At 64.1% G+C, this 21,978-nt stretch carries 15 protein-coding genes and 1 pseudogene; 8 read left to right on the forward strand and 8 right to left on the reverse strand.

The window, feature by feature from the left end; all coding sequences use genetic code 11:
- Window positions 1-21 precede the first annotated feature (21 nt).
- Window positions 22-2,508: an FUSC family protein gene (locus tag KHO33_RS25385; protein ID WP_200565673.1), complete on the reverse strand. Its 2,487-nt coding sequence runs from the start codon at window positions 2,506-2,508 to the stop codon at window positions 22-24.
- 234 nt (window positions 2,509-2,742) lie between these two features.
- On the opposite strand from KHO33_RS25385, the gene recC reads away from it, so the two are divergent.
- From recC to KHO33_RS25400, 3 genes are read left to right on the forward strand one after another with little or no spacing between them, the layout of a single operon-like run.
- Entirely contained in the window at window positions 2,743-6,132 is a 3,390-nt protein-coding gene (gene recC, locus KHO33_RS25390) for an exodeoxyribonuclease V subunit gamma (RefSeq protein WP_054034663.1), read from the forward strand.
- Window positions 6,129-9,821 carry an exodeoxyribonuclease V subunit beta gene (gene recB / locus KHO33_RS25395; RefSeq protein WP_200565675.1) on the forward strand — a complete coding sequence of 1,231 codons (3,693 nt, stop codon included), beginning with the start codon at window positions 6,129-6,131 and terminating at the stop codon, window positions 9,819-9,821. Before recC ends, recB begins: the two co-directional genes overlap by 4 nt.
- Entirely contained in the window at window positions 9,818-11,854 is a 2,037-nt protein-coding gene (locus KHO33_RS25400; protein WP_200565676.1) for an AAA family ATPase, read from the forward strand. The genes recB and KHO33_RS25400 overlap by 4 nt, the downstream gene beginning before the upstream one ends.
- Window positions 11,855-12,050: 196 nt before the next feature.
- On the opposite strand, the gene KHO33_RS25405 is transcribed toward KHO33_RS25400, so the two are convergent.
- Window positions 12,051-12,692: a VC0807 family protein gene (locus KHO33_RS25405; RefSeq protein WP_200565677.1), complete on the reverse strand. Its 642-nt coding sequence runs from the start codon at window positions 12,690-12,692 to the stop codon at window positions 12,051-12,053.
- A gap of 150 nt (window positions 12,693-12,842) precedes the next feature.
- On the opposite strand from KHO33_RS25405, the gene arfB reads away from it, so the two are divergent.
- Window positions 12,843-13,247 carry an alternative ribosome rescue aminoacyl-tRNA hydrolase ArfB gene (arfB, locus tag KHO33_RS25410; RefSeq protein WP_054034662.1) on the forward strand — a complete coding sequence of 135 codons (405 nt, stop codon included), beginning with the start codon at window positions 12,843-12,845 and terminating at the stop codon, window positions 13,245-13,247.
- Window positions 13,248-13,379: 132 nt separating this feature from the next.
- Here the strand turns inward: arfB and KHO33_RS25415 are convergent, their stop codons facing one another.
- Window positions 13,380-14,699: a sensor domain-containing phosphodiesterase gene (locus KHO33_RS25415; protein WP_234480621.1), complete on the reverse strand. Its 1,320-nt coding sequence runs from the start codon at window positions 14,697-14,699 to the stop codon at window positions 13,380-13,382.
- A gap of 538 nt (window positions 14,700-15,237) precedes the next feature.
- Here KHO33_RS25415 and KHO33_RS25420 point away from each other — a divergent pair.
- Window positions 15,238-15,528, forward strand: coding sequence for a putative quinol monooxygenase (locus KHO33_RS25420; RefSeq protein WP_054034701.1), 291 nt, complete (start codon window positions 15,238-15,240; stop codon window positions 15,526-15,528).
- Between the two features lie 113 nt (window positions 15,529-15,641).
- On the opposite strand, the gene KHO33_RS25425 is transcribed toward KHO33_RS25420, so the two are convergent.
- From KHO33_RS25425 to KHO33_RS25435, 3 genes are all read right to left on the reverse strand, one after another.
- On the reverse strand, window positions 15,642-15,899 hold the full coding sequence (locus tag KHO33_RS25425; RefSeq protein WP_007182306.1) for a hypothetical protein: 258 nt from the start codon (window positions 15,897-15,899) through the stop codon (window positions 15,642-15,644).
- Between the two features lie 200 nt (window positions 15,900-16,099).
- The gene (locus tag KHO33_RS25430) at window positions 16,100-16,342 is read right to left on the reverse strand and encodes a hypothetical protein (protein ID WP_093632441.1); all 243 of its coding nucleotides are present in this window, start codon (window positions 16,340-16,342) and stop codon (window positions 16,100-16,102) included.
- 245 nt (window positions 16,343-16,587) lie between these two features.
- Window positions 16,588-17,307: a YdcF family protein gene (locus KHO33_RS25435; RefSeq protein ID WP_407946197.1), complete on the reverse strand. Its 720-nt coding sequence runs from the start codon at window positions 17,305-17,307 to the stop codon at window positions 16,588-16,590.
- A 266-nt stretch (window positions 17,308-17,573) separates the two neighbouring features.
- Here KHO33_RS25435 and KHO33_RS25440 point away from each other — a divergent pair, with 266 nt between their 5' ends.
- Window positions 17,574-17,897, forward strand: coding sequence for a hypothetical protein (locus KHO33_RS25440; protein WP_054034659.1), 324 nt, complete (start codon window positions 17,574-17,576; stop codon window positions 17,895-17,897).
- 383 nt (window positions 17,898-18,280) lie between these two features.
- Here the strand turns inward: KHO33_RS25440 and KHO33_RS25445 are convergent, their stop codons facing one another.
- Together KHO33_RS25445 and KHO33_RS25450 are read right to left on the reverse strand one after the other, a co-directional pair.
- Window positions 18,281-18,535 (reverse strand): hypothetical protein, encoded by a 255-nt coding sequence (locus tag KHO33_RS25445; RefSeq protein ID WP_054034658.1) that lies wholly within the window; start codon window positions 18,533-18,535, stop codon window positions 18,281-18,283.
- A 298-nt stretch (window positions 18,536-18,833) separates the two neighbouring features.
- Window positions 18,834-19,229: pseudogene (locus tag KHO33_RS25450) on the reverse strand (transposase); the annotation flags it as partial.
- 408 nt (window positions 19,230-19,637) lie between these two features.
- Between KHO33_RS25450 and KHO33_RS25455 the strand changes: the two are divergent.
- Together KHO33_RS25455 and KHO33_RS25460 are read left to right on the forward strand one after the other, a co-directional pair.
- Window positions 19,638-20,540: a LysR family transcriptional regulator gene (locus tag KHO33_RS25455; protein ID WP_200565679.1), complete on the forward strand. Its 903-nt coding sequence runs from the start codon at window positions 19,638-19,640 to the stop codon at window positions 20,538-20,540.
- Between the two features lie 125 nt (window positions 20,541-20,665).
- Entirely contained in the window at window positions 20,666-21,889 is a 1,224-nt protein-coding gene (locus KHO33_RS25460; protein ID WP_054034657.1) for a pyridoxal phosphate-dependent aminotransferase, read from the forward strand.
- Window positions 21,890-21,978 lie beyond the last annotated feature (89 nt).

Raw genomic sequence — 21,978 nt, forward strand, 5'->3', positions numbered from 1 at the left:
CCGAGAGACGACCCGAGCGTTTCACTCGTCCGGCAGGCGAATGACGCTCGCATCCTTGCGAATCTGCGCCGACGCCGTCAGCATCTGCTTGCATTGATGGGCGAGCAATTTCATGTCATGCACGGCGTCCGCCGGGTGGTCCGGCGATTTCTCCGTCCCGACCACCATCGCATCCAACTCACGCGACAACTGTTTGATCTGCTCGGCCTGATCGGCGGGCGGGGCGCTGCCGGCTTCGGCTTCGGTCAGATTATCGCGGACCGCGCTCAGGGCGCGTTGCAAGGGCTGTAGCGAGACGTTGTCGGCCCGCTGCGCGGAGGTGCGCAGCAACGGCGCCGCCACGGTGATCTGCGAGGCGAGCACGTGACTGCGCACCAGCAGGTCGTTCAATTCCGGCACGAACTTCTGCGCGGACTTCGGCTCGAGCATCATGCGCTGGAATGCCTGCCCCAGATTGGCAAACGCGACGTGGACGTTCTTGCGCGCGAGCCGGTAGCGGTAATCGCGATCGAGTGCTGTTGCAGCGGCCGCGGCGGCAGGGGATGCGCCGCCGACCGGCTTGGCGGTCGGGTTGCTGATCGTGGTGGTGCCGGCGCTTGCACTGGTGGTCGCCCCCGTGCTTGCTGCACCAGCAGTTGCCCCGGCTTTGAGAGCAGCGTTGCTGCCCGCATTCGCACCGGCGTTTGCCACCGCGAGCGCCGGCGCGCCGAGTTCTATCGCCGGATCCGCCATCGCCGCGGCGGGCGCAAACGCGCCGGCCTCCGTCACCGTGGCGACCACCGCGGCGGCCGGCTTGCCACTCCACCACCAGCTCGCTTCCAGATACTGCCGCGTCGCATTGATCATGTTGTTGACGAGCTTGCCCATCAAACGGTATTCCCAGTAGGGGAACAGATGGCTCGCCGCAATGGCGATCGCGCAGCCCACCACCGTATCGATCGCGCGTTCGCCGATGATGCGCATGCTGCCCGGCGCGAGCAGATGGAACATGAGCAGCACATACGAGGACGTGAACACCACGCTCGCCGTGTAATTGAACAGCAGCAGGCTGTAGCTCATCACCATTGAGGCGAACATCACCACCAGCAGGATGTGCGGCTCCTTGACGAAGATCATCAACGCGATGCTCGCCGCACAGCCGATCAGCGTGCCGACTATCCGCTGCCCGTTGCGCTGCTTGGTCAGCGAATAGCCGGGCTTCAGGATGATGACGGTGGTCATCACGATCCAGTAAGCGTTAGTGAGCGGCAGCAGGCGGCCGAGCCAGAAACCCACGGCGACCGCGATCGTCACGCGCAGCGCATGGCGGAAGCTCGGTGAGGCCATCGTCAGATTCGAGAAGATCTGCCCGAATGGCACACGGCGGCTCGATACGAAGCGGGAGAGCGCCTTGTCGAGCCGCAGTTCGGTCTCGGTCGCGCTTGGATCGCTCGACAGGCTTTGGTGCATCCTGTCGATCAGGCGCGTGGCGCTCCAGATGCGCCGGAAAGTGGACGAGACGGCTGAATAAGCCTCAGGGTTTTTGGCAGCCAGGTCCTGCTTGCGCATGAGTTCGATCTCGAACTCGATGGCGCGCAATTCAGCCTTTACATTGATGCGCGTACGCGCCGGCTGGTTTTGCAGCACCGCAAGTCCGATTTCTTCGAGATCGGCCGCGGATTTGCGAATCAGGTCGCGGTAGAACACCAGCAGGTCGGAGCCGCCAAACGTGGTTCGCACCAGCGAGTAGTCCACGTGCGTGCCGACAAACAGTTCGTGCAGATCGACGGTATTGATGAACAGATTGAACAGCATGGCCCGGCGCGGCTCGAGCCGGCCGGCTTTCAGCTTGGGCAGATTGCGCAGCACGATATCGCGCGCGGCATCCTGACGTTCGACGGCGGTGATCTGCTTGTCGACCAGATTGCGATAGCACTCGTCGAGATCGTTATTGAGATCGTAGAAGGCGGCGCGCGCGAGCAGATAGTCCGCGCACGCGAACACGCTTTCGGCGAGCGCCTGCTGTTCGATGCGATGCATCATCCAGCGGCTTACGAAGGTCGACCAGTACGTGTACCAGAGACCACCCAGCAGAATCCACGACGCATTGACGAGCGCCTGCATCGGCGTGAAATGCTCTTCCAGCGTCATGATCATCATGAACAGCGTGGCGAAGCTGATCTGCGGCCAGCGGTTGCCATACACGACGATCAACGAGAGCACGAACGTGAGCGGCACGACCGTGCACCACAGCGCCACCGGGTTGACCGTGGCGATGCCGGTGGCGAGCGCGGACAGGAAGCCGATCACCGTGCACGCCAGCATCTCGTTGTGCTTGTACTTGAGCGGGCCCGGCATATCGACCACACAGGCGCCGAGTGCGCCGGTCGCGATCGTGAAGCCGAGTTCGCGGTCGTGAAATACGATCAAACACAATATGGCCGGTAATGACACGCCGACTGCGATGCGCAGGCCGCCATAGAAGTACTGGCTGTAGAGGAATTTTTTTATTTCAACCGAATAGCGCATCGACTGCCTGGATTCCATTCACTAAGAAAACGCGGTTGAACAGGCCGACCCGGGCCGGCCTAGGGGCCAACCCGGGGCAGCCCCAAACTGCCGTCGAGTCTAACTGATTTTGAGCCTGATCTGACCTCGTCCATTCGGCCAGGTTCTGCCCTGGGAGCGCGTTTGTTATGCTGTCGCTTCAATGTCTGTCGCGGCCCGGGCGTTCCGCTCGCGTCGCCTGCTTTCCCAGGATCCATGCTCCAACTCTTCTACTCGAACCGCTACGAAACCCTTGTCGGCGCGCTGCTCGATGACCTGGCGCAAGCGCCGTCCGATCCCTGGACCGCGCAGCCCGTGATCGTCCCGAGCGCGGCGGTGCGGCGGCGGCTCGAGCTCGACATCGCCGCGCGCCAGGGCATCTGCGCGAATGTCAATTTTGGTTACCTCGCGCAGTGGTTGTGGGCACAAATCGGCGGCGTGATCGAAGTACCCAAGCATTCGCCGTTCGCGCCGGATCGGCTCGTCTGGCGCTGCTACCGGTTGCTGGGGGAGGCGGATGAAGCATTGCCGTGGAATGCCTCGCCGCGTCTGCGTACTTATCTCGATGCGGCGGATGCGTCGATGCGCTACGAACTGGCGCGCCGCGTTGCCACCGTGCTCGACCACTATCTGACGTATCGGCCGGAATGGCTGCTGCAATGGCAGAAGGGCGGTTCGATTTTCGCGAGCGGTGCGGCGGACGACAAGGGTCCGCGTCTAGTCGGCGCGAGTGAAGCGGCGCGTGAGGACGAGCGTTGGCAAGCCGCGCTGTGGCGTGCCGTGCTCGCAGAAGTGGCGGGCGACGCGCAAACGCCCGCAGCCGCGTTACCGCCCGCTTATCGCTTTCTCGAGGAAATCGGCACGCTCGATCTCGAAGCCATCTCGAACCCACAGTGGCCTGAAGCGGTCAGCGTGTTCGCGCTGCCGACCATGCCGCCGCTGCACGTCGCCTTGCTGCGCGCGCTGTCGCGCTGGGTCGACGTGCGTCTGTATGTGATGAACCCGTGCCGCGAATTCTGGTTCGACGTCGTCAGCGCGGGCCGCGTCGAAGCGCTCGATGCTGCCGGCAAGCTCGATTATCAGCAAGTGGGTCATCCGCTGCTGGCTGAATGGGGCCGTCAGACTCAGGCGCAACTGCATATGCTGCATGAGCTGACCGAGAGCGCCGCATCCGGTGAGACGGGTGACTTCACCGAGAATCCGGAACCGAGCTGGCTCGCCGCCGTGCAGAACGGCATCCTCGATTTGCGGGCTGAAGCGGGAACAGACGCGGACACGGACGAATTGCCGATCGAAAACGGCATTGAAGTCCATGTGTGTCACAGCCTGTCGCGGCAGCTCGAAGTGCTGCACGACCGCCTGCTCGGCTGGTTCGACGAGTTCGACGATCTGCAACCGTCCGACGTGCTGGTTGCGGTGTCCGATCTCGCCGCCGCCGGGCCATTGATCGATGCGGTATTCGGCACCGCGCCGCCTGGCGATACTCGCCGCATTCCGTACCGGATTACCGGCTTGCCGCCTTCGCAAGCCAATCCGGTCGCGCGTTTGCTGCTCGATTGGCTGGCCTTGCCTGAGCGTAGCGTGGGTGCGCCGGATCTGATCGAATGGTTGCGGGTCGATGCGATCGCCGCGCGCTACGGGATCGATGCCAGTGCGCTCGAAGCCGCGCAGGAATGGCTCGCGGCAGCGGGTGCGCGTCGCGGGCTGGTGCCCGGCGAGCCGACGGGCGAGCATGTGCCTGTCGCGCGTCATACGTTTGCCGATGCGCTGACCCGTCTGTACCTCGGCTACGCGATGCCGGATGGCGGCGAGCCGGTCGATGCCTGGTTGCCCGTTGAAGGCGCCGATGGATCGGACGCCGAGCTTCTCGGTCGCCTGTCGCGTTTCGTTGACGATATCGAAACCTTCGCGCAGCGCTGCTCGGTCGAACAGACGCCTGCCGAATGGACGCAACTGCTGCTCGAAACGCTTGCGCAGTGTTTCGACGGCGGCGTGGCATTTGCCGATTCGCTGGCGGCGGTGCGCGACGCGATCGACAAGATGGGCGACGCGATGCAAGCGGGCGCGCAAGATGTCGTGCTGCCGGCCGCAGTGGTGCGCGGCGCGCTCACCGAGGCGCTCGACGACCCGGCGCGCGGCGGCGTGCCTTGGGGCAGCGTGACGTTTTCGTCGCTGACCAGCTTGCGCGGTTTGCCGTATCGCATCGTCTGCCTGCTCGGCATGGATGACGGCGTGTTGCCGAGTCTCGCCCGCGCCGATGAATTCGACCTGATGGCCGCGTTCGGTAAAGCAGGCGACCGGCAGCGCCGCGACGACGAACGCAATCTGTTCCTCGATCTGCTGCTGGCCGCGCGTGACCGGCTGTTCATCGCCTATACGGGCCGCAGCATTCGCGACAACGCACCGTTGCCGCCGGCCGCGCTGGTCGATGAATTGCTCGATCACCTCGCGCAGGTGTCGGCGGGGGAAGGGGCGAGTCCGGCGGAAATCGAAGCTGCACGGCATGCGTTCATCATCGATCATCCGCTGCAGGCGTTCGCGTCGGACTATTTCTCGTCGCAGCGCGGCCTCTTCACCTACGACGTGGATCGCGCGGAACTGGCCAGTTTGCTGGCCTCGCCGCAGCATCCAGCCGCCGCGCCGTTCTTCGATCAACCGTTGCCGCCTGAAGATACGGCCTCCGTCGCATTCGACGAATTCGTGCGCTTCTGGCGTCACCCGGCGCGTGCGTTGTTGCGCGACCGTCTGGGGATCGTGTTGTCGGATGCGCAGGGTGAATTGCTCGACACCGAGCCGTTCGAACTCGATTGGGCCGGACGGGACGCATTGGCGGAGCGGCTCTTGCCGGTACTGCTGGACAGCGATACCGAAGATGACGACAGCATGTTCGAGCGCGTGCGCCGTGTCGCCGCAGCCAGTCCTGAACTGCCGGGTGGCGCGACCGGCGCGGTATGGCGCTCGCGTGAACTCGGCGCGCTGCGACAGCTCGCGGACAGCGTGCGCCGCGAAGTCGCGTCGGGTGTCGAACGCTTGCCGTTCGTGCTCGATATCGCGTCGCATTGGCCTCACAGCGCCGACATCGCCGATACACTCTTCGGCACTCATGACGCGGCGCTCCGCAAAGCGGCCGAAGCGCCGCTGCAACTACATGGCACCTTGAATTTGCTGACCGAAACAGGACAGGTGATTTTCCGCTACGCCAAACCGACTGCGCGCGACTATCTAACGGCGTGGCTTGCACATCTGGTCTATTGCGCGGCCCAGCCGAACGGCCCACGCCGCACGGTTTGGCATGGCAGCGGCGAGAGCTTCGAGCTCACGCCGGTCGCCGCGCCGCTCGACGAACTGGCGCCGCTTGCGGCGTTGTTCAGAGCAGGGCGCATGCTGCCGCTGCGCTTTTTCCCGAAGAGCGCTTGGGTGAAAGTCAGCGAGAGCGATTCCGCGGCGCAGGGCGTGTGGATCAATGATCGGGTTCGCGGCGAATCAGATGACCCGGCCTTGCGTATCGCGCTACGTGGCACGCCGCTTTCGCTCGACGAACCGTTCGGCAGTCTTGCTTCGATCGTGTTCAAGCCGCTCGTTCAGCATCTGCGGAGCGCGTCATGAGCGGCGCCGTTCACCATCACGCGCTGGTTGCTGAAGAGCTCGACGTCTTCGCCTGTTCGCTCGACGGCGTCAATCAGATCGAGGCGTCGGCGGGGACCGGCAAGACCTGGAACATCTGCGCGTTGTACGTGCGGCTGCTGCTCGAAAAGAACCTGAACGCCGATCAGATTCTTGTCGTGACCTTTACCAAGGCGGCGACCGCGGAGTTGCACGAGCGGATTCGCGGGCGGCTCGCGGAACTGGACCGGGCTATCGATACGGACGACGACGGCGGCGATCCGTTCATCCAGCGTCTCTTTGAAACGACGCTGGCGCCGGAGCGCGGCATCGATCGTGAGACCGCATTAAAGGTCGTCCGCCGCGCACTGCGCACGTTCGACCAGGCCGCGATTCACACCATCCACGCGTTCTGTCAGCGTGCGTTGCAGGAGGCGCCGTTCGCCGCGGCCATGCCGTTCGCCTTCGAAATGGAAGCCGACGACGCGGCCTTGCGTTTCGAAATGGCGGCCGATTTCTGGCGCGAGCAGGTGGAACCGGTGGCCTACGCGCATCCTGCGTTTGCCGCATGGCTGGTGGCCAAACGCGCCGGTCCCGCGTCGCTCGATGAGCAACTCGCGCGGCGCTTGAAAAAGCCGTTGGCGCAGTTGCGCTGGGGCAAGGTCGATTCAGGTGGGGCCAATGCCGATCCGCAGGCGGGCTTCGATGCGGCCTGCGCGATGTGGCAGGCGGAGCGCGACGCGATCGTCAGTCTGCTTGGACAAGCGCAGGACCGTCTGAGCAAGACCTCGCACAAGCCGGAACTCGTGAGTGCTGCGATTGCCGCGTGGACCGACTACTTCGCTCAGGGCGATTGCCATGCGCCGCCGCCCAAAGCGGCCTTGAAGCTGACGGCTTCGGCGTTGAAGAAGGCGACCAAGGTCAAGTTCGAACCGCCTGAGCATCCGTTCTTCGAGCACGCCGAGGCGCTCTCTGCCGCCGTGATTGCCGCCGAAGCCGCGCAACGCGCGCGCTGGCTTTCGCTCGTCGAAACCTGGCTCGACTACGCGCCCGCCGAACTGATAGCGCGCAAACGCACGCGCCGGGTGGTGTCGTTCGACGATCTGCTGTCCAACCTGTATCGCGCGCTCGCGGCCAACCCCTGGCTGGCCGATGCTTTGCGCACGCGTTATCCGGCCGCGCTGATCGACGAGTTTCAGGATACCGATCCGTTGCAGTTCGCGATCTTCAGCCGCATCTTCGCGCCGGCTGGTCCGCTGTTTCTGGTCGGCGATCCGAAGCAGGCGATCTACAGTTTCCGTGCGGCCGATCTGCATACCTATCTGGCGGCGCGGGAGGCGGCTTCGGCGTGCTACACGCTTGCGGTCAATCAGCGTTCGACCGCGCCGATCGTCGAGGCCTGCAACCGGCTGTTCGAAGCCAATCCCCATGCGTTCGTGCTCGACGGTCTCGACTATCAGCCGGTGCGGGCTGGCGAGCGGCGTCGTCCGCCGTTCTCCGAACCGGATGCAAGCGCGGGTGACTTCCGCATCTGGACCCTGCCGCAAGGCGACGCCACGTTGACCAAGCGCGAAGCGCAGCGCGCGGCGAGCGAAGCCTGCGCCGCCGAGATTGTGCGGCTTCTGCGGGGCGCGCGCGAAGGGTCGGTGACGATCGGCGACGTGCCGCTTGCCCCGGGGAATATCGCCGTGCTCGTGCAAACGCATAAGCAAGGCAGTCTGATCAAGCGCGTGCTGGCATCTTGGGGCGTGGGCAGCGTGGAACTGGCGCAGGCCTCGGTGTTCGCGACGCTCGACGCCGAGCAGATTGAACGCGTGCTGGCCGCGGTTGATACTCCCGGCGATCTGCGACGTTTGCGCGCTGCGCTCGCTACTGATTGGCTTGGCCTCGACGCCGCCGCACTGTGGCGCCTCGAGCAGGTCGCCGACGCGCCGGCACCGGCCGACGATCCCGCGCATGCCGCGGACGCGATGGGTTGGGTCGAACGTTTCTCACGCTATCGCACGCTATGGCACGAGCGCGGCTTCGCCTTGATGTGGCGCACGCTGATGCGCGAACTGCGCGTCGCACAGCGCCTCGTGGCTGGACCGGACGGCGAGCGCCGTCTGACGAATGTGAATCATCTGGCCGAACTCGTGCAGGCGCGTGCCGCCACGCAGCCCGGCATCGCGCCGACCTTGCGCTGGCTCGCCGCGCAACGCACTCAAGGTGGCGGCGAAGACGCGCAGTTGCGACTCGAGTCGGATCGCAACCTTGTGCAGATCGTCACGGTCCACAAATCGAAAGGGCTGGAATATGCGGTCGTGTTCTGTCCGTTTCTGAACGACGGTGCGCTGCGCGAGCCGCCATCCTCTGGCTTGCCCGATGCACGCGAGTATCACGACGAAACCGGCGGCGCGGTGTTGCATTACGGTTGCGACGACGAGGAAGCCGAACGCGCGTCACGTTACGCGGCGCGCGAACAGGCGGCGGAACGGGCACGGCTCGTCTATGTTGCGTTGACGCGCGCGGTGTACCGTTGCTATCTCGTCGCAGGGACTTATCTTTCGTCGCGCTCCACCAAGGAGTCGCGGCGCAGCGTGCTGAACTGGCTGGTGGGTGGCAACGGTCACAGCTTCGACGATTGGCTCACCGACCCACCCGACGAAGCCGCTTTGTCATCATCGTGGCAGGCACTGGCGGGCGGTCCGATCACGTTGCAGACATTGCCGAAAGTGGAGCGCCGTGTGCCCTTGGAAAGCCTCCAGGATAGCGGCGCGCGGATGCAGGCGCGCGCCAATCGGCGGCCGTTGCGTGACCAGTGGCGCATGGCCAGCTTCAGCGGCTTGATCGCCGCCGGCAGCAAAGCGGAGGAGGCGCATACGCCGCTGGAAGAGGTACGCCCCGATCACGACGAGATCGCCGACGCGCTCGCGCCAACGCCGTTAGCGGCGCCACAAGCGCCGTCCTACGCTGAGGACGACATTCTCGCGTTTCCACGCGGCGCAGCGGCGGGCGAGTGTCTGCACCGCATGTTCGAGCTCGCGGATTTCACCAAGCCGCAGACATGGCCGGATGCCATCCGCGGCGCGTTGCGCGAGCGTCCGGCGCCGGCAGTGCCCGAACTCGCGGCACGCTTGCCCGCCATGATGCATAACCTGATCGCGGACGTGGTGAGCACCGAACTCGTGCCCGGCATGGCGTTCGCCAGCTTGAATCCGCGGCACCGTTTGAACGAACTCGAATTTCTGTTTGCCGCGCCTTCGCTCGATTTTCCGGTGTTGCGCGAGCTGCTGATCGAACACGGCTATCCCGACGTTGCACTGGAACCCGGCATGTTGCGCGGTTTCGTCAAAGGATTCATCGACATGATCGTCGAGCATGACGGACGCTTCTGGATCGTCGACTGGAAGTCGAACCATCTGGGCGACACCGCCGCCGACTACGCCGCGGCGCCGCTCGAAGCGGCTATGGCGAGCCATGCGTATCACCTGCAGGCGCTGCTCTATACGGTGGCGCTGCATCGCTATCTGAAAACACGGGTGCGCGATTATGCGTACGACACGCACATTGGCGGCTATCTCTATCTGTTCGTGCGCGGGGTTCGTCCGCAGTGGCGTGATGCCGATGGAGCGGCGGGCGTGCATGTGCGGCGGCCTGCATTCGAGCTGGTGGCGCTGCTCGATGCGGCGATGATCGGAGGTGTCGCATGAGCACGTTCGAGCGGAACTCTTCCGCGCCGCCGGAGCTGGACGACATCGGCGTGAATCTGCCCGCGCCGGCCGATTTCAGCACTGCGCTTGCCGAAGGGTTCGCGCGCCGCATCGGCACGTTGGCGCGGCGCGGCGGCGCGTCGGGTGAGGCGGCGAAGTGGGCCGCGCGGGCCGCCTTTGCCGCGAGCCGTGCGACTGCCGAAGGGCACGTGTGCCTGCCGCTTGCCGTGCTGGCGCGACGCTTCGATGCATCGAGCGCGGAAGTGCGCGCGGCGCTGTTCGCAAGCGGCATGGCTAGCGACGGCTCGCAAAGCGCCGCGGCGTTGCGGCCGCTGGTGATCGATAGGCAAGGACGGCTGTATCTGGCGCGCTACTACGACTATGAGCGGCGTCTTGCGCGCTCGCTGGTTGCGCATGGGGGTGTAAATGCAGGCGCCAGCGCAGGCGTAGACGCGGACGCTACCGCTCAAACGTTGCACGAACGTGTGCTGCGCTACTTCGGCCCCCAGCAGGACGATGAAGTCGACTGGCAACGTGTCGCGGCAGTCATGGCGCTGTCCGGGCGCTTGACCATCGTCAGCGGCGGCCCAGGTACCGGCAAGACGACGACGGTGGTTGGCGTGCTTGCCTGTTTGTTGGATGCGCGGGCCGATCTGCGAATTGCATTGGCGGCGCCCACTGGCAAAGCCGCGCAACGCATGCAGGAAGCCTTGCTTGCCCGTGCCGGCGATTTGCCGCCCGAACTCGCCGCGCGCTTGCCGCAGACGTCGTATACCTTGCATCGGCTGCTTGGTTCAGGGCCGGGTGGGCGCTACCGGCATCATCGCGACAATCCGCTGCCTTACGACGTCGTCGTGATCGACGAGGCCTCGATGATCGACGTTGCGATGGCGGCGCATCTGCTCGATGCCATTGCGCCGCAGACGCGTCTCGTGATGCTGGGTGACAAGGACCAGCTTGCTGCCGTCGAGGCTGGTGCGGTGTTCGCTGAGCTCAGCGCGCGGCCTGCTTTTACGCAGAACGGACTGCAGAGGATTGCTGAGGCGCTGGGCATTGAAGCGGCGCGGTTGTCGGAAGCATTGCCGGATGCGTCGCGCGGCTCCGACGACGGGCCTGACGATTTTTTCGCACAAACGGGTGCGCCGGACGATTTCGATGCACCGCCTGACGACTTGTTCGTCTCAGCACCGCCTTCGCCCGCCCAAAGCCCGCTCGCCGACTGCGTCGTCTGGCTCGAACGTAACTATCGATTCGGCCTCGAATCGCCGATCGGCCGTTTGTCGCTCGCGATTCGCAACGGTGCGGCCGGCGCAGCACTCGAAGTCCTGCGCATCGATCCGGCCGAACCCTGCGCAGCGGCGCTGTACGAAGATACGCATGCGACGCTCGCCGATCGCACCGTCATGCGACTCGCCGCAGGTTTTGCTCCGTACGCGGATGCGCTCGCCGAAGCACTGGCCGCCGATACACCGGACCCATTGCCGCTTTTCGACGCACTGAACCGTTTTCGAATTCTGTGCGCGACCCGCTCGGGGCCGCGCGGGGTCGATCAGGTCAATGCCGCGATGGCCGCACAGGTGCGGCGCGCGGCGGGCGTGACGCTGGCCGTAGGCGCGCAGTGGTTCGCCGGACGCCCCGTTATGGTGACGCGCAACGATTACGCGCTCGGACTGTTCAACGGCGACATCGGCATTGCGCTGCCGGGTGCAGGCGGTGCGTTGCGCGTGTACTTCCGTACCGGTGACGGCGGTCTGCGTGCCGTATCGCCTGCTGCACTGCCGCCGCACGATACGGCATTCGCGCTCACGGTTCATAAGTCGCAAGGCTCGGAGTTCCAGCATGCGGTGTTGATGTTGCCGTCGGTGTTCAGCCGCGTGCTGTCGCGTGAACTCGTGTACACGGCGATTACCCGTGCGCGTGAGCGGGTGGAAGTGATCGGCGCGCGCGCCGTGCTGGCGCAGGCCATCGCGACGCCGACGCAGCGTGATTCGGGCTTGGCCGCGCGAATTGCGGAGGCGTGGCGCGTCGCTTAGCAGGATCGCGTGGGCGACGTACGTATTCGTTCGCGGGCTCAGCAAGGAGTTCAGGTGATTCAGGCAGTCGGAGTGGCGCAAGCAACGCGCGTATTCGTTCGTGGGTTCGGCAAGGAGTTCGACTGATTCAGGTAATCCGGGTGCCGCAAGCAAGCGAGGCAACTCAGGTAGCTTGAGCAGCCGAGCAGCCAACCCCTCAGCTAGCGATCCCACCCGGTTGCACGCGCGCTTCGACCCGGCTGCGCATGGTCTTGCGATACCACAGCGTCCACAGCGTCAAGGCGCCGTAGATGCCATAGCCGATGAACGGCGAGACCACCAGAAAGCGCTCGATGGGCCAGGTGAGCGCCATCCAGGCGCGCAGCGCCGTTTCACCGGTCAGACCGACGCCCCATACGAGCGTCATGAGCCGCATGGCACTGACGAGAGCAGGCCGCTCGCGCCACAAGGTTTCGAAGCGCTCGGCGCCGCCTTCCATTTCACGGGCGACGGTGGCGCGCGCGAGATAGAAAATCAGCGGGCGGCGCATTGGCAACGACAGCAGAAACACCACGCCGATTGCGCCGGATACCAGCGATTCGCGCAGCAACAGCATGCGGGGACTGCCGCCCAGCGCCATTGCCGCGACCGACAGCACGATGCCCGCCACGACCATGACGCTGAGTGCGTCGACGCGTCGAAAGCGCACCAGTTCGATCAGGCTCCAGACGATCGGCGGCACGGCGGACGCGATCAGCGCGCCGGTCTCGCCCAGGTGCGGCAGCGTGAACCGGTAGGCAAGCCATGGCAGCAGAAAGTTGACAGCCAGTTCCAGCACAAAACCCGGACGGAGTTTCATATGAATTTACGCTGTAAGCGAAAACGGCAGTATCGGTGAACCGGCTGTGTCGATGCAAATAGTTTTTCGCATCGGCGGCCGTGGCCGATAGTCCGTAGTCGGTAATCGACTGTGCCCTGGGTACACTTGCGTCTCTAGCTCAATCCCATCATGACATCCCGTTATCCGATCCCGCCGAACGAAATCGAATTGACCGCAGTGCGCGCGCAAGGAGCGGGCGGCCAGAACGTCAACAAGGTCTCGAGCGCCATCCATCTGCGCTTCGACGTGCACGCTTCGTCGTTACCGGAGGTGCTGAAGATGCGCCTGCTCGCGCTGTCCGATCATCGGCTTACGCGCGACGGCGTGGTGATCATCAAGGCGCAGCAGCATCGCACTCAGGAGATGAACCGCGCAGCGGCACTGGCGCGGCTCGACGAGCTGATCGAAAGCGTCAGCGTGACGCGCAAGCCGCGTGTCGCGACCCGGCCGACGCGCGCGTCGAATCGGCGGCGCCTGGACAGCAAGGCCAAGCGCAGTGAGATCAAATCCGGCCGCGGGCGGGTGGAGGATTGACGGGATTGACGGAAGTAAAGGGATTTAAGGCGGCGGGGCCGAGGCGCTAAATCCCGGCAGAGCGACGGAAGTGCTCTCAGAGGCACCCTGAGAATCTCACGACAACGCGCGCCAGCCAGCGGTCGTTGGCGTTCAGCGTTTGCTCCCGCGTCGAGCAGAACGCGTATCGGCCGGTGACGTCATCGGCACAAAATCGACGCACAGCACATGCGTGCCGTCCCGCTCGAATGCGATTGCCGCGGTATAGCAGTCCTGGCCGTCCGCGAGCGAGTAGTGCGGCCCCATCATGGCGACGCGCCCTGGCGCAGCGAGCGCGTGCTTGAAATACGCGCGCCGCGACCAGTTGCTGCGCGTATCGGTGTAGAGCGGCGCGAGCCGCAGCGGAGGCGGCGGCAGCGAGGCGGCCGAGACCGAGGCTTGCGTCTGTTCGCCTTGACCATCGGTGACGAACACGCGGCGTGCTTCGGGCAGATGCCACACCTTTTGCGCCGCCTGCCGCAGATCGCCGGTGGCTTTGAAAGTGTCGGCAGCGGCGAGCACGGCTTCGGCGAACCCTTCGAAACCGAGCCGCTGGTGGCCGGCATGAGCCTGTTCATAGGCGGCGAACTTGCTCCACATCGACTCGACCAGCGCCGGCACCTTGGCGCACGCAGCCTGCACCGAACCCTTCGGCTGGCCGAGCCAGAAACCTTGTACGAAATCGACGTCGGCCTGCATCAGGATCATCAACTCCTCGTCGGTTTCGACGCCTTCGGCCAGCACCAGCGTACCGGACTGATGGAGCATCGCGATCAGGTGGCTGATCATCGAATCGTCGCCTTCACGTTTGCCCGCGCGCGCGACCAGCGAACGGTCGAGTTTCACGATGTCGGGGCGAAAGCGCCACACGCGGTCGAAGTTCGAAAAACCGGTGCCGAAGTCGTCGATCGCGATCAGGAAGTCGCGCGGCTGCGACGCCGCGAGCATGCTGGCGACGGCGGATTCATCGTCGGCGGGTTGTTCGAGTACTTCGATGACGATGCGCTCCTGCGGCAGGCCGAAGTGCGCCGAGAGCTCGTCGATAAAGGTGCGCTGCGGCCAGCCGGTTTCGAACACCTGCGGACGCGTATTCAGAAACAGCCAGCCAGTGCTGATGCCCTGTTCCATGAAATTCGCCACGTGCAGGCAGCGCGCGATGCGATCGAGCTCGCGTGCGTCGGCGGCCGAGCGCGTGCCGGAGAAGAGCACTTCAGGCGACACCGGCAAGCCGACCGGATCGAACGCGCGCAGCAGGCCCTCGTAGCCGACCACGCACTGATGCGTGACGGACAGCACGGGCTGGAACACGCTGTGCAGGGTCAGCGCGCGCCACGTCGCGGTCCAGCCGGACTCGTCCCGGACCAGATGCGGGAGCAGGCCGCTAAGGGTCAATTCGCTGACGGTCGGCATAAGGGCAGGCATGAGTGCGGGCATAGTGACATCGCGGCAAGCGGGTGACGGGGCGCGCCGACAGATTTGACGCACAACGGATGCACAGCCCAGGCGCCGGCAGGGTCAGGCGGGCACAGCCCGGGAACGCGGAGAGCAATGCCAGCCATGCTGGGCTCCGGCGGGATTAGTCAAAACCAGTCTATCAGTTCGAACTTCGCGTGAATGTGCGGGTTATCACAGACGCGGGATGTGGCCGGGCGCCCGGAAAACCGACCGTGGTACGGTGGCCGGCCCCGGTCTCATGGGCGTCTCGCGTGGGTTTCGCCTTCGTTTGCCGCGTGCAGGATCGATCGTTCGAACGAAATCAATCACCCGTATGAAGCCGAGGGTAGCAGGGCGGTGAGTGGCCGCCCGCCAAACTCCAGGCAAGGACGGTGCTCAGACATTTTGCGTCCGCGGAAGGCTTTGCATCAGAGTATCCAGCCGTGGTCGCAGGAGCATGCCAGGGGCGCGTGAGCGCCTGCAGGTTTGGCGGGCGGCGGGTATGCTGCTGCTTTTCCTGAACGAACGGAGCACAGGCATGGCGGAAATCGCAGTGGTCGCAATCTCGGTGGCAAAGCCGGGCTATGAAGAGCAATTGCGTGAAGCGGCAGAAGGCATCGTCGGGCCGACGCGCAAAGAGCAGGGTGCGCTTCAATACGATCTGCATCGTGACGTGCAGGAGCCGCGCCGGTTCGTGTTTGTCGAGCGTTGGGAAAGCCAGGAAGCGCTGGCGGCGCATGCAAAATCCGCGCACATTGCGGCTTACAAGAAAGCGGTGGCGGATTGGGTCGAACACGCGGAAATTCGCGTCTTGTCGAAGATCGCGTAAGCGTTCAAAGGGCGAACAGCGCGGGGATCTCCGAAGGTCGAACCCCGAAAGTCAAACGACGGCGAGTGAACTGCCAGGCCGGACACGGCCTGCGCGGCGCTCGCCGTTGGTCTTTAGTGCGTGGCTTGCGGGACGTCGAGGATCAGGATGATGGTCCAGTCGGCATCGCCGTCGTGGTGATACTGGCGTTCCGCGACAATGAACGGCTGCTGCTTGCCGTCCGGGCCAAGAAACAGCACGTCGCCTTCCATCGGCAGGCACTCGACGGGCGGCAGCGCGAGGAACGCTTCCTGACCGCCGCGCGGCATCAGTTTTTCGATTTTGCGAGATGCTGCTTCAGTCCATTCGATATCTAGCTGGATGTTGCTCATGCTGTCCTCCGCACCAAGGTGCGCACAGGTTAGGGGGAGTCCGGCAGGGCGCCGGTCGGTGCGCGACTTTAGCATAACGTCGGCCGGCCGCAGCGGGCCTGCGGCGAGTCCATTAGACAACAAAAAAGCCGAAACCGGCGGTGCTGGCTTCGGCTTTTCACCTTCGCGGCGAGGCCGCAGGTGATGCAGTCAAACTGCGCTTACGAACTGGCGGCTTCGGCCTTCGCGGCCTTCTTGTGATGGTGCGGGGCCATCTTGTGATGTTTCTCCGGCATAGGCGCGCTTTCCATTGCTTGCTGGCGGTTTTGCAAATCTTGCGCGCGCTGCTCGACGTCGGCGGCCTTGGCCGGATCGGTGCTCATCATGACGCCGTTGTCCTGCGCATAGGCCGCGCCTGTTACGGCACTGAGGGAAACCAGGATCGCCAGGGACACTTTCTTCATTGTTACCTCCGCAGAGTGGTAATGGACCCGAGTATTTGCCTGTCCAATCGGAAAGACAATGCATTCTAGCCAGCAATATCCGCTCCAGCGGACGTTTTGTAACTACAGTGACAATTAGTTACACCTTGTTACGCTCAGACCACAGTCACTGTCGATGACGATCTCGCATCAAACTCGACAATGCGTTGTCGATACAAAGAATATTCGCATCTCTAAATAAATTGCTTCGTCAGGAAGCATGAAATTCAGAACCATCCGATTGCACGATAGACGTGAAATTGTGCGATTCCAATCAGTTCGTGCAGCGCAATTTCCGCGTTCACCAGATTGTCATAGCGTGGCAGTACACCGGGATTTGTACGCAGCGCGCTCGAGATCAGCGGCTGCGGCGTCAGGCCGAAACGATGGAAGTCGAGTAATGCGCGCGGCATCTGATAGGCGGAGGTGACGAGTATCAGCGAATCGTAACGTGACCGGTCGAGAATGGCTGACACGTTGCGCGCGTTTTCGTAAGTCGTACGGCTGCTGTTTTCCAGCACGATGTCCGCACGCGGCACCTGTCGGCGTAGCAGGTAGGGCAGGTAGGTATCCGCTTCGGTTGCGCTATGTCGCTGCGGATTGCCGCCGCTCACGATAATCTGACACGTGGCGGCCGTACGCTTGCAGGCTGCGTAGTTTTCGGCGCTCACGGCGATGCGCGCGAGCACGTCACGCGGTGGCACGAGCACATTGTCAGCGTCGTAATTGGTGCCGCCGCCGAGCATGATTATCGCGGTGCGCGGCGCGAAGCGGGCGGGCGTATCGGTCTGCCGATGCGGCTGCGCCAATTCCAGCAATGGAGCCGTGAGCCAGCCGGCGGCGAGCAGCCAGAACAGGGCGATCGCGCCCATGGCGAGAGGTCGGCGGGCGCGTTTCCAAAGCACGATTGCTGCAAAAAAAAGCGCTAATAAAGTGAATAGAATCAATTTAAATGGGGTAACGTATGTCTTTCGGGACAAATCTATGGGCCTGCTATCGCGCCGCAGCGGTTGCATCGTCGGCCCGTAGACAGAACGCTAACATGGCGTTCAGACGGGGGTTCCGAAAACGAGACCAGGGCAGCACCTGGCGGAATTCGACCGCATGAAAGCGGCCAGTTTCCAGCCAAGGGCGGGTGCTATGCGCGTCACTGGTGGCGCGGTGACGTGTTGGGCATAGATGTGTCATAGCTGCACTTTAAGAAAGAAGTGAGATGACCACGTATTCCAACGAAGCGGTACTTGAAGCGCTGCGGCGGGCGCAATATCGCCAGGTCCCATGGGCCAGACGACCGGGTGTCTTCCAATATCTTCGCGCGCTAGGCTTGATGGACACTGTTCGGCAGCGCACCGTCGCACCGGCTCCGGGCTTTCACGCACCGGTTGATATCGCCGTGCTCACCGACCGCGGCAGAGCCGAGTTCGCGAGGCTTGCGCACGACGAACGCCTGTTGAGCTGGACCGCACAGCGAATGAACGACTACGTCGTCGCGACAGCCGAAGCGCGGCCTACAGCCGCTCTCGAAGCCCGGCCTTAAGGGCGCGGGCGAAAGGCGCTGGCGCTGTATTTCCCAGCCGCTCCCACGCGGCTGGCGGTGATTTATCGCTCCGCTTATTGCTCCGCCTCATTGCCTGGCTGATGCGCCTGATATAGCGGCGCACCGCTCTCCCGTTGACGCAAAAAAAAGCCCGTATCGCAAGGATACGGGCGTACCGGAATTACTACTGCCACGCTGTGCTAATGGCGTTGAATCAGACTGGCGCAGCGCCTCGTGGTTCCCCGATCGTTCAATTCGCCATGTAGCGCGTTGGCTCGCCGCGACGATGGACGCCGGCTATAGCGAACCATGGCGGCAAACAACAGCGTTGACCCCATGGATTTGACGCACGCCGGGTCGGTCACCGGCGCGGCGGCGCACGCCTAGCGGCGGCGCGCAGGGTCTTCGCGCGGTGGCTCAGGGCGCGTGCGCACATTGCTTGCGATATCGCCGCGCAAGTCGCCACGGGGCGCAGGCGGCGTGAAGTCGCGGTTGCGTGTTTCGCTTTGCTGCCAGGCTTCAATGGTGGCCGTGTGATCCGGCCGCCAGTTCCAGCCCTGTGGGCGCTGCTGTGCGAGCGCCGGTGCGGCCATTGATGAAACGACAATGCCGCACAGAAGCAGTGACATTGGTTTCATGCTGAGCTCCCGTCAAGCCGATCGACTCAAGGCCTGTTTGCATACTCATACGGTATGCCGAGTGGCGAAAGCACGCTGTAAGCAATAGTAAATGGATGTTTCACCCGCAATCATCGACTCGCTTCAGGTGGCCGAAGCGAGTCGAAAATCAGGTCGGAGAAACTGGAAGGGACGACTGAGCTGGGCGCGCCGAGGAGCGGTGCCCATGCAGGTCGGGCGGGCGTCGACAGACGGCGCACGGCGGCCCAGATACACGCCGGGCGCCCGCAGGCGCCCGGAGGCAGAACAATTCGCGTCAGGCCATCTTGACCGGCGCGCGCCACGATTCCGGATTGGTCCAGAATGCGCCACGCAGACGGTCGCGGCTCGGCGGTGCCGGCGGTTTCGCGGCGGTCGCGCCGATGCGGCCGCGCAGCGAAATTTCACGGCCGCTCGTGCCGAGTCGCTTAACTATTTCGGCGAGCGTACCATCGGCTTGCCATTCGTCGAAGCGACGGCGGCAAGTCGGCGGCGACGGATAGCGGCCCGGCAGTTTGGACCAGCCTTCTCCAGTCGACAGCACCCAAAGCACGGCATTGACAACTGCGCGCGCTTCCACGCGTGGTCGACCACGACGTTCGCTCCGTGCTGGCTCCGCACAGAACAACGCCTCGACCAGCGCCCACTCGTTGTCTCTCAAATCGTCGAACAGCATCATGTTTCACCTCAGCGAAGCTAACTCCGGTGCGCTGCCCCGCGCCGCGCACTCTCCATGCACTCGATAGGCGAGTGCCAAGGGGGGTCGGGCTTGCCACGATCTGCTATTCAGCCAGTAGTCATGGCGCCGACCCTGTGTGCATGTAAATGCAGGAAGTGTGCCAAGTTGATCCAACTACCTGAAAGCCCTGTGACAGCGGGCCAGCGCGGGCGCTAGCTAGGGGCGTATAAGAATCCAAAAAACCCATCTCGCAAATCGGGACAATCACCAATCTTGTGCAATCAGGCCCGTCCAGCGTGCGTTTGCGCCTTATTGCTGCGCTGCAGCGTTAGCACTAAATGCGAATGTGGTGCGGCATTTCGCCATACAATGCGCATCAAACTGGGTTATTGATGAGGCTGGTAAATGAATGTGACGCTGCGTCAGCTAAGGGTTTTCATTGAGGTCGCCCGTTTGCAGAGCTTCAGCCGGGCCGGCGATGAAATCGGTCTGACGCAGTCGGCGGTCAGTCGCTGCGTACGCGAACTGGAGGGGGAGATCGGTCTGAAGCTGATCGACCGGACCACACGCGAGGTGCAGCTCACGGATGTCGGCGGCAATCTGGTGTCGAGCGTGTCGCGGCTGCTGACGGATCTGGACGACGCCTTGCGCGAGATCCGCGAAATCGGCGAGCAGCGCCGCGGACGGGTGGTGGTGGCCGCGAGCCCGACGGTTGCCTGCCGGTTGATGCCGAGCGTCGTGGCGTCGTGCGGACGGCAGTTTCCCTACATCACCTTGGGTCTGCGCGACGACGTGCAAAGCGATGTGGTGCGCAAGGTGAAGTCGGGCGAAGTCGATTTCGGCGTGGTCATCGGTCCGTTTTCCGCCGACGACCTGCTGAGCGAATCACTGATGACCGATTCGTTTTGCGTCGTTTCGCGCGACGACCACCCCTTGGCGGCACATAAGCAGGTGGCATGGACGGACCTCGAAGGCCAGCAACTCGTCATGCTCGATTACGCGTCAGGCAGCCGGCCGATCATCGATGCCGTGATGCAGGAATACGGCGTAAGCGCCACCGTGGTGCAGGAGCTGGGGCATTCCGCGACCGTTTTTGGGCTGGTTGAGGCGGGCGTGGGCGTGAGCGTGCTGCCCTGGCTGGCCTTGCCGCTGCCGGCGGGCGCCTCGCTGGTGGCGCGGCCGCTCGTGCCGCGCGCCGAGCGCACCGTCGAACTGGTGCGGCGGCGCGACCGCTCGCTGTCGCCGGCGGCGGAGGCGGTGTGGAGTCTGATCCGCCAATTGCCGGCGCGGGCGGAGGATTTGGGCTGATGACTTTGGCCGCACCGCTTGACTCGGTGACTTCGCCGTCCCAAAAGCAGGCGCCGCGCTAAACTGTCGCCTCCCTTGGCGTCAGCCTTGACGCATTACCCGTCCATCACTGTCTGGAAGTCTCGATGAGCGAAACGGATCTGCCCGTGCCCTCCGTCCCCAATGCCCGCGATGCCGTGCGCGCCCTGCGTCCTTCGCAGATCCGGGAAGTCGCGAACGCCGGCTTCGGCGTTGCGGACGTGTTGCCGTTCTGGTTCGGCGAGTCCGACCGGGTGACCCCGGCCTTCATTCGCGACGCCGCTAGCGCCGCATTGGCTGCCGGCGCCACTTTCTATACGCATAACCTGGGCATTGCGCCGTTGCGCGCGGCGCTCGCGGATTACGTCAGCGCGTTGCACGGGACGACGTCGCCCGATCATATTGCGGTGACGAGCGCCGGCGTCAACGCGCTGATGCTTGCCGCGCAGCTGGTGGTGGATGCAGGCGACCGCGTTGTCGCGGTCACGCCGCTGTGGCCGAATCTGGTTGAGATTCCCAAGATTCTGGGCGCGCATGTGGAAACTATCGCGCTGGGCTACGGTGAGCGCGGCTGGCAACTCGATCTCGAGCAATTGCTGGCGGCGCTGACGCCGGACACGAAGATGCTGCTGATCAACTCGCCGAACAATCCGACAGGCTGGGTGATGAGCCGCGAAGAGCAGCGCGCCGTGCTGGCGCATTGCCGCCGCCACGGCATCTGGATCGTCGCCGACGAAGTCTACGAGCGTCTTTATTATGCGGAAGCCGAAGCTGACGCCGACAGCACCCGTTCGCACACGGCGCCGTCGTTTCTTGATCTGGCCACGCGCGACGAGCGCGTGATCTGCGTGAATTCGTTTTCCAAGGCGTGGCTGATGACCGGCTGGCGGCTCGGCTGGATCGTCGCGCCAACCTCGCTCATGGACGATCTGGGCAAGCTGGTCGAATACAACACCTCGTGCGCACCGGCGTTCGTCCAGCAGGCGGGCATCGCGGCCGTCCAGCAGGGCGAGCGCTTCACGCAGGATTTGGTGCTCGACCTGAAGGCATCGCGCGACCATCTGGTGCGGGCGTTGTCCACGGTGCCGGGCGTCGATGTGAAGGCGCCACCCGGAGCGATGTACGTGTTTTTCTCGATGCCGGGGGCGTCGCGCAGTCTCGAGCTATGCAAGGCCATGGTGCGCGAAGTGGGCCTGGGCGTGGCGCCCGGCAGCGCCTTTGGTCCGCAAGGCGAGGGTTTCGTGCGCTGGTGCTATGCCTGCGATACGGCGCGGCTGGACGCGGGTGTCGAGCGTCTGAAGCGTTTTCTGGCGCAGCACGGCACGCGTTGAGGCGCGGCGGAAAGAGGCGCTTGGCGCGATTGAACGGCCCGCAAGGTGTCAATTAAGGGCCGATTTCAGTCCGATTCTCGTGCATTTCC

This window comes from Paraburkholderia nemoris, assembly GCF_905221015.1.
GTDB classification, from domain to species: Bacteria; Pseudomonadota; Gammaproteobacteria; order Burkholderiales; family Burkholderiaceae; genus Paraburkholderia; species Paraburkholderia nemoris.

Excerpts from the sequence above, each read along its gene's own strand:
- KHO33_RS25385 (WP_200565673.1), bottom strand. The coding sequence starts at position 2,508 with ATGCGCTATTCGGTTGAAATAAAAAAATTCCTCTACAGCCAGTACTTC.
- recC (WP_054034663.1), top strand. The coding sequence starts at position 2,743 with ATGCTCCAACTCTTCTACTCGAACCGCTACGAAACCCTTGTCGGCGCG.
- recB (WP_200565675.1), top strand. The coding sequence starts at position 6,129 with ATGAGCGGCGCCGTTCACCATCACGCGCTGGTTGCTGAAGAGCTCGAC.
- KHO33_RS25400 (WP_200565676.1), top strand. The coding sequence starts at position 9,818 with ATGAGCACGTTCGAGCGGAACTCTTCCGCGCCGCCGGAGCTGGACGAC.
- KHO33_RS25405 (WP_200565677.1), bottom strand. The coding sequence starts at position 12,692 with ATGAAACTCCGTCCGGGTTTTGTGCTGGAACTGGCTGTCAACTTTCTG.
- arfB (WP_054034662.1), top strand. The coding sequence starts at position 12,843 with ATGACATCCCGTTATCCGATCCCGCCGAACGAAATCGAATTGACCGCA.
- KHO33_RS25415 (WP_234480621.1), bottom strand. The coding sequence starts at position 14,699 with ATGCCCGCACTCATGCCTGCCCTTATGCCGACCGTCAGCGAATTGACC.
- KHO33_RS25420 (WP_054034701.1), top strand. The coding sequence starts at position 15,238 with ATGGCGGAAATCGCAGTGGTCGCAATCTCGGTGGCAAAGCCGGGCTAT.
- KHO33_RS25425 (WP_007182306.1), bottom strand. The coding sequence starts at position 15,899 with ATGAGCAACATCCAGCTAGATATCGAATGGACTGAAGCAGCATCTCGC.
- KHO33_RS25430 (WP_093632441.1), bottom strand. The coding sequence starts at position 16,342 with ATGAAGAAAGTGTCCCTGGCGATCCTGGTTTCCCTCAGTGCCGTAACA.
- KHO33_RS25440 (WP_054034659.1), top strand. The coding sequence starts at position 17,574 with ATGACCACGTATTCCAACGAAGCGGTACTTGAAGCGCTGCGGCGGGCG.
- KHO33_RS25445 (WP_054034658.1), bottom strand. The coding sequence starts at position 18,535 with ATGAAACCAATGTCACTGCTTCTGTGCGGCATTGTCGTTTCATCAATG.
- KHO33_RS25455 (WP_200565679.1), top strand. The coding sequence starts at position 19,638 with ATGAATGTGACGCTGCGTCAGCTAAGGGTTTTCATTGAGGTCGCCCGT.
- KHO33_RS25460 (WP_054034657.1), top strand. The coding sequence starts at position 20,666 with ATGAGCGAAACGGATCTGCCCGTGCCCTCCGTCCCCAATGCCCGCGAT.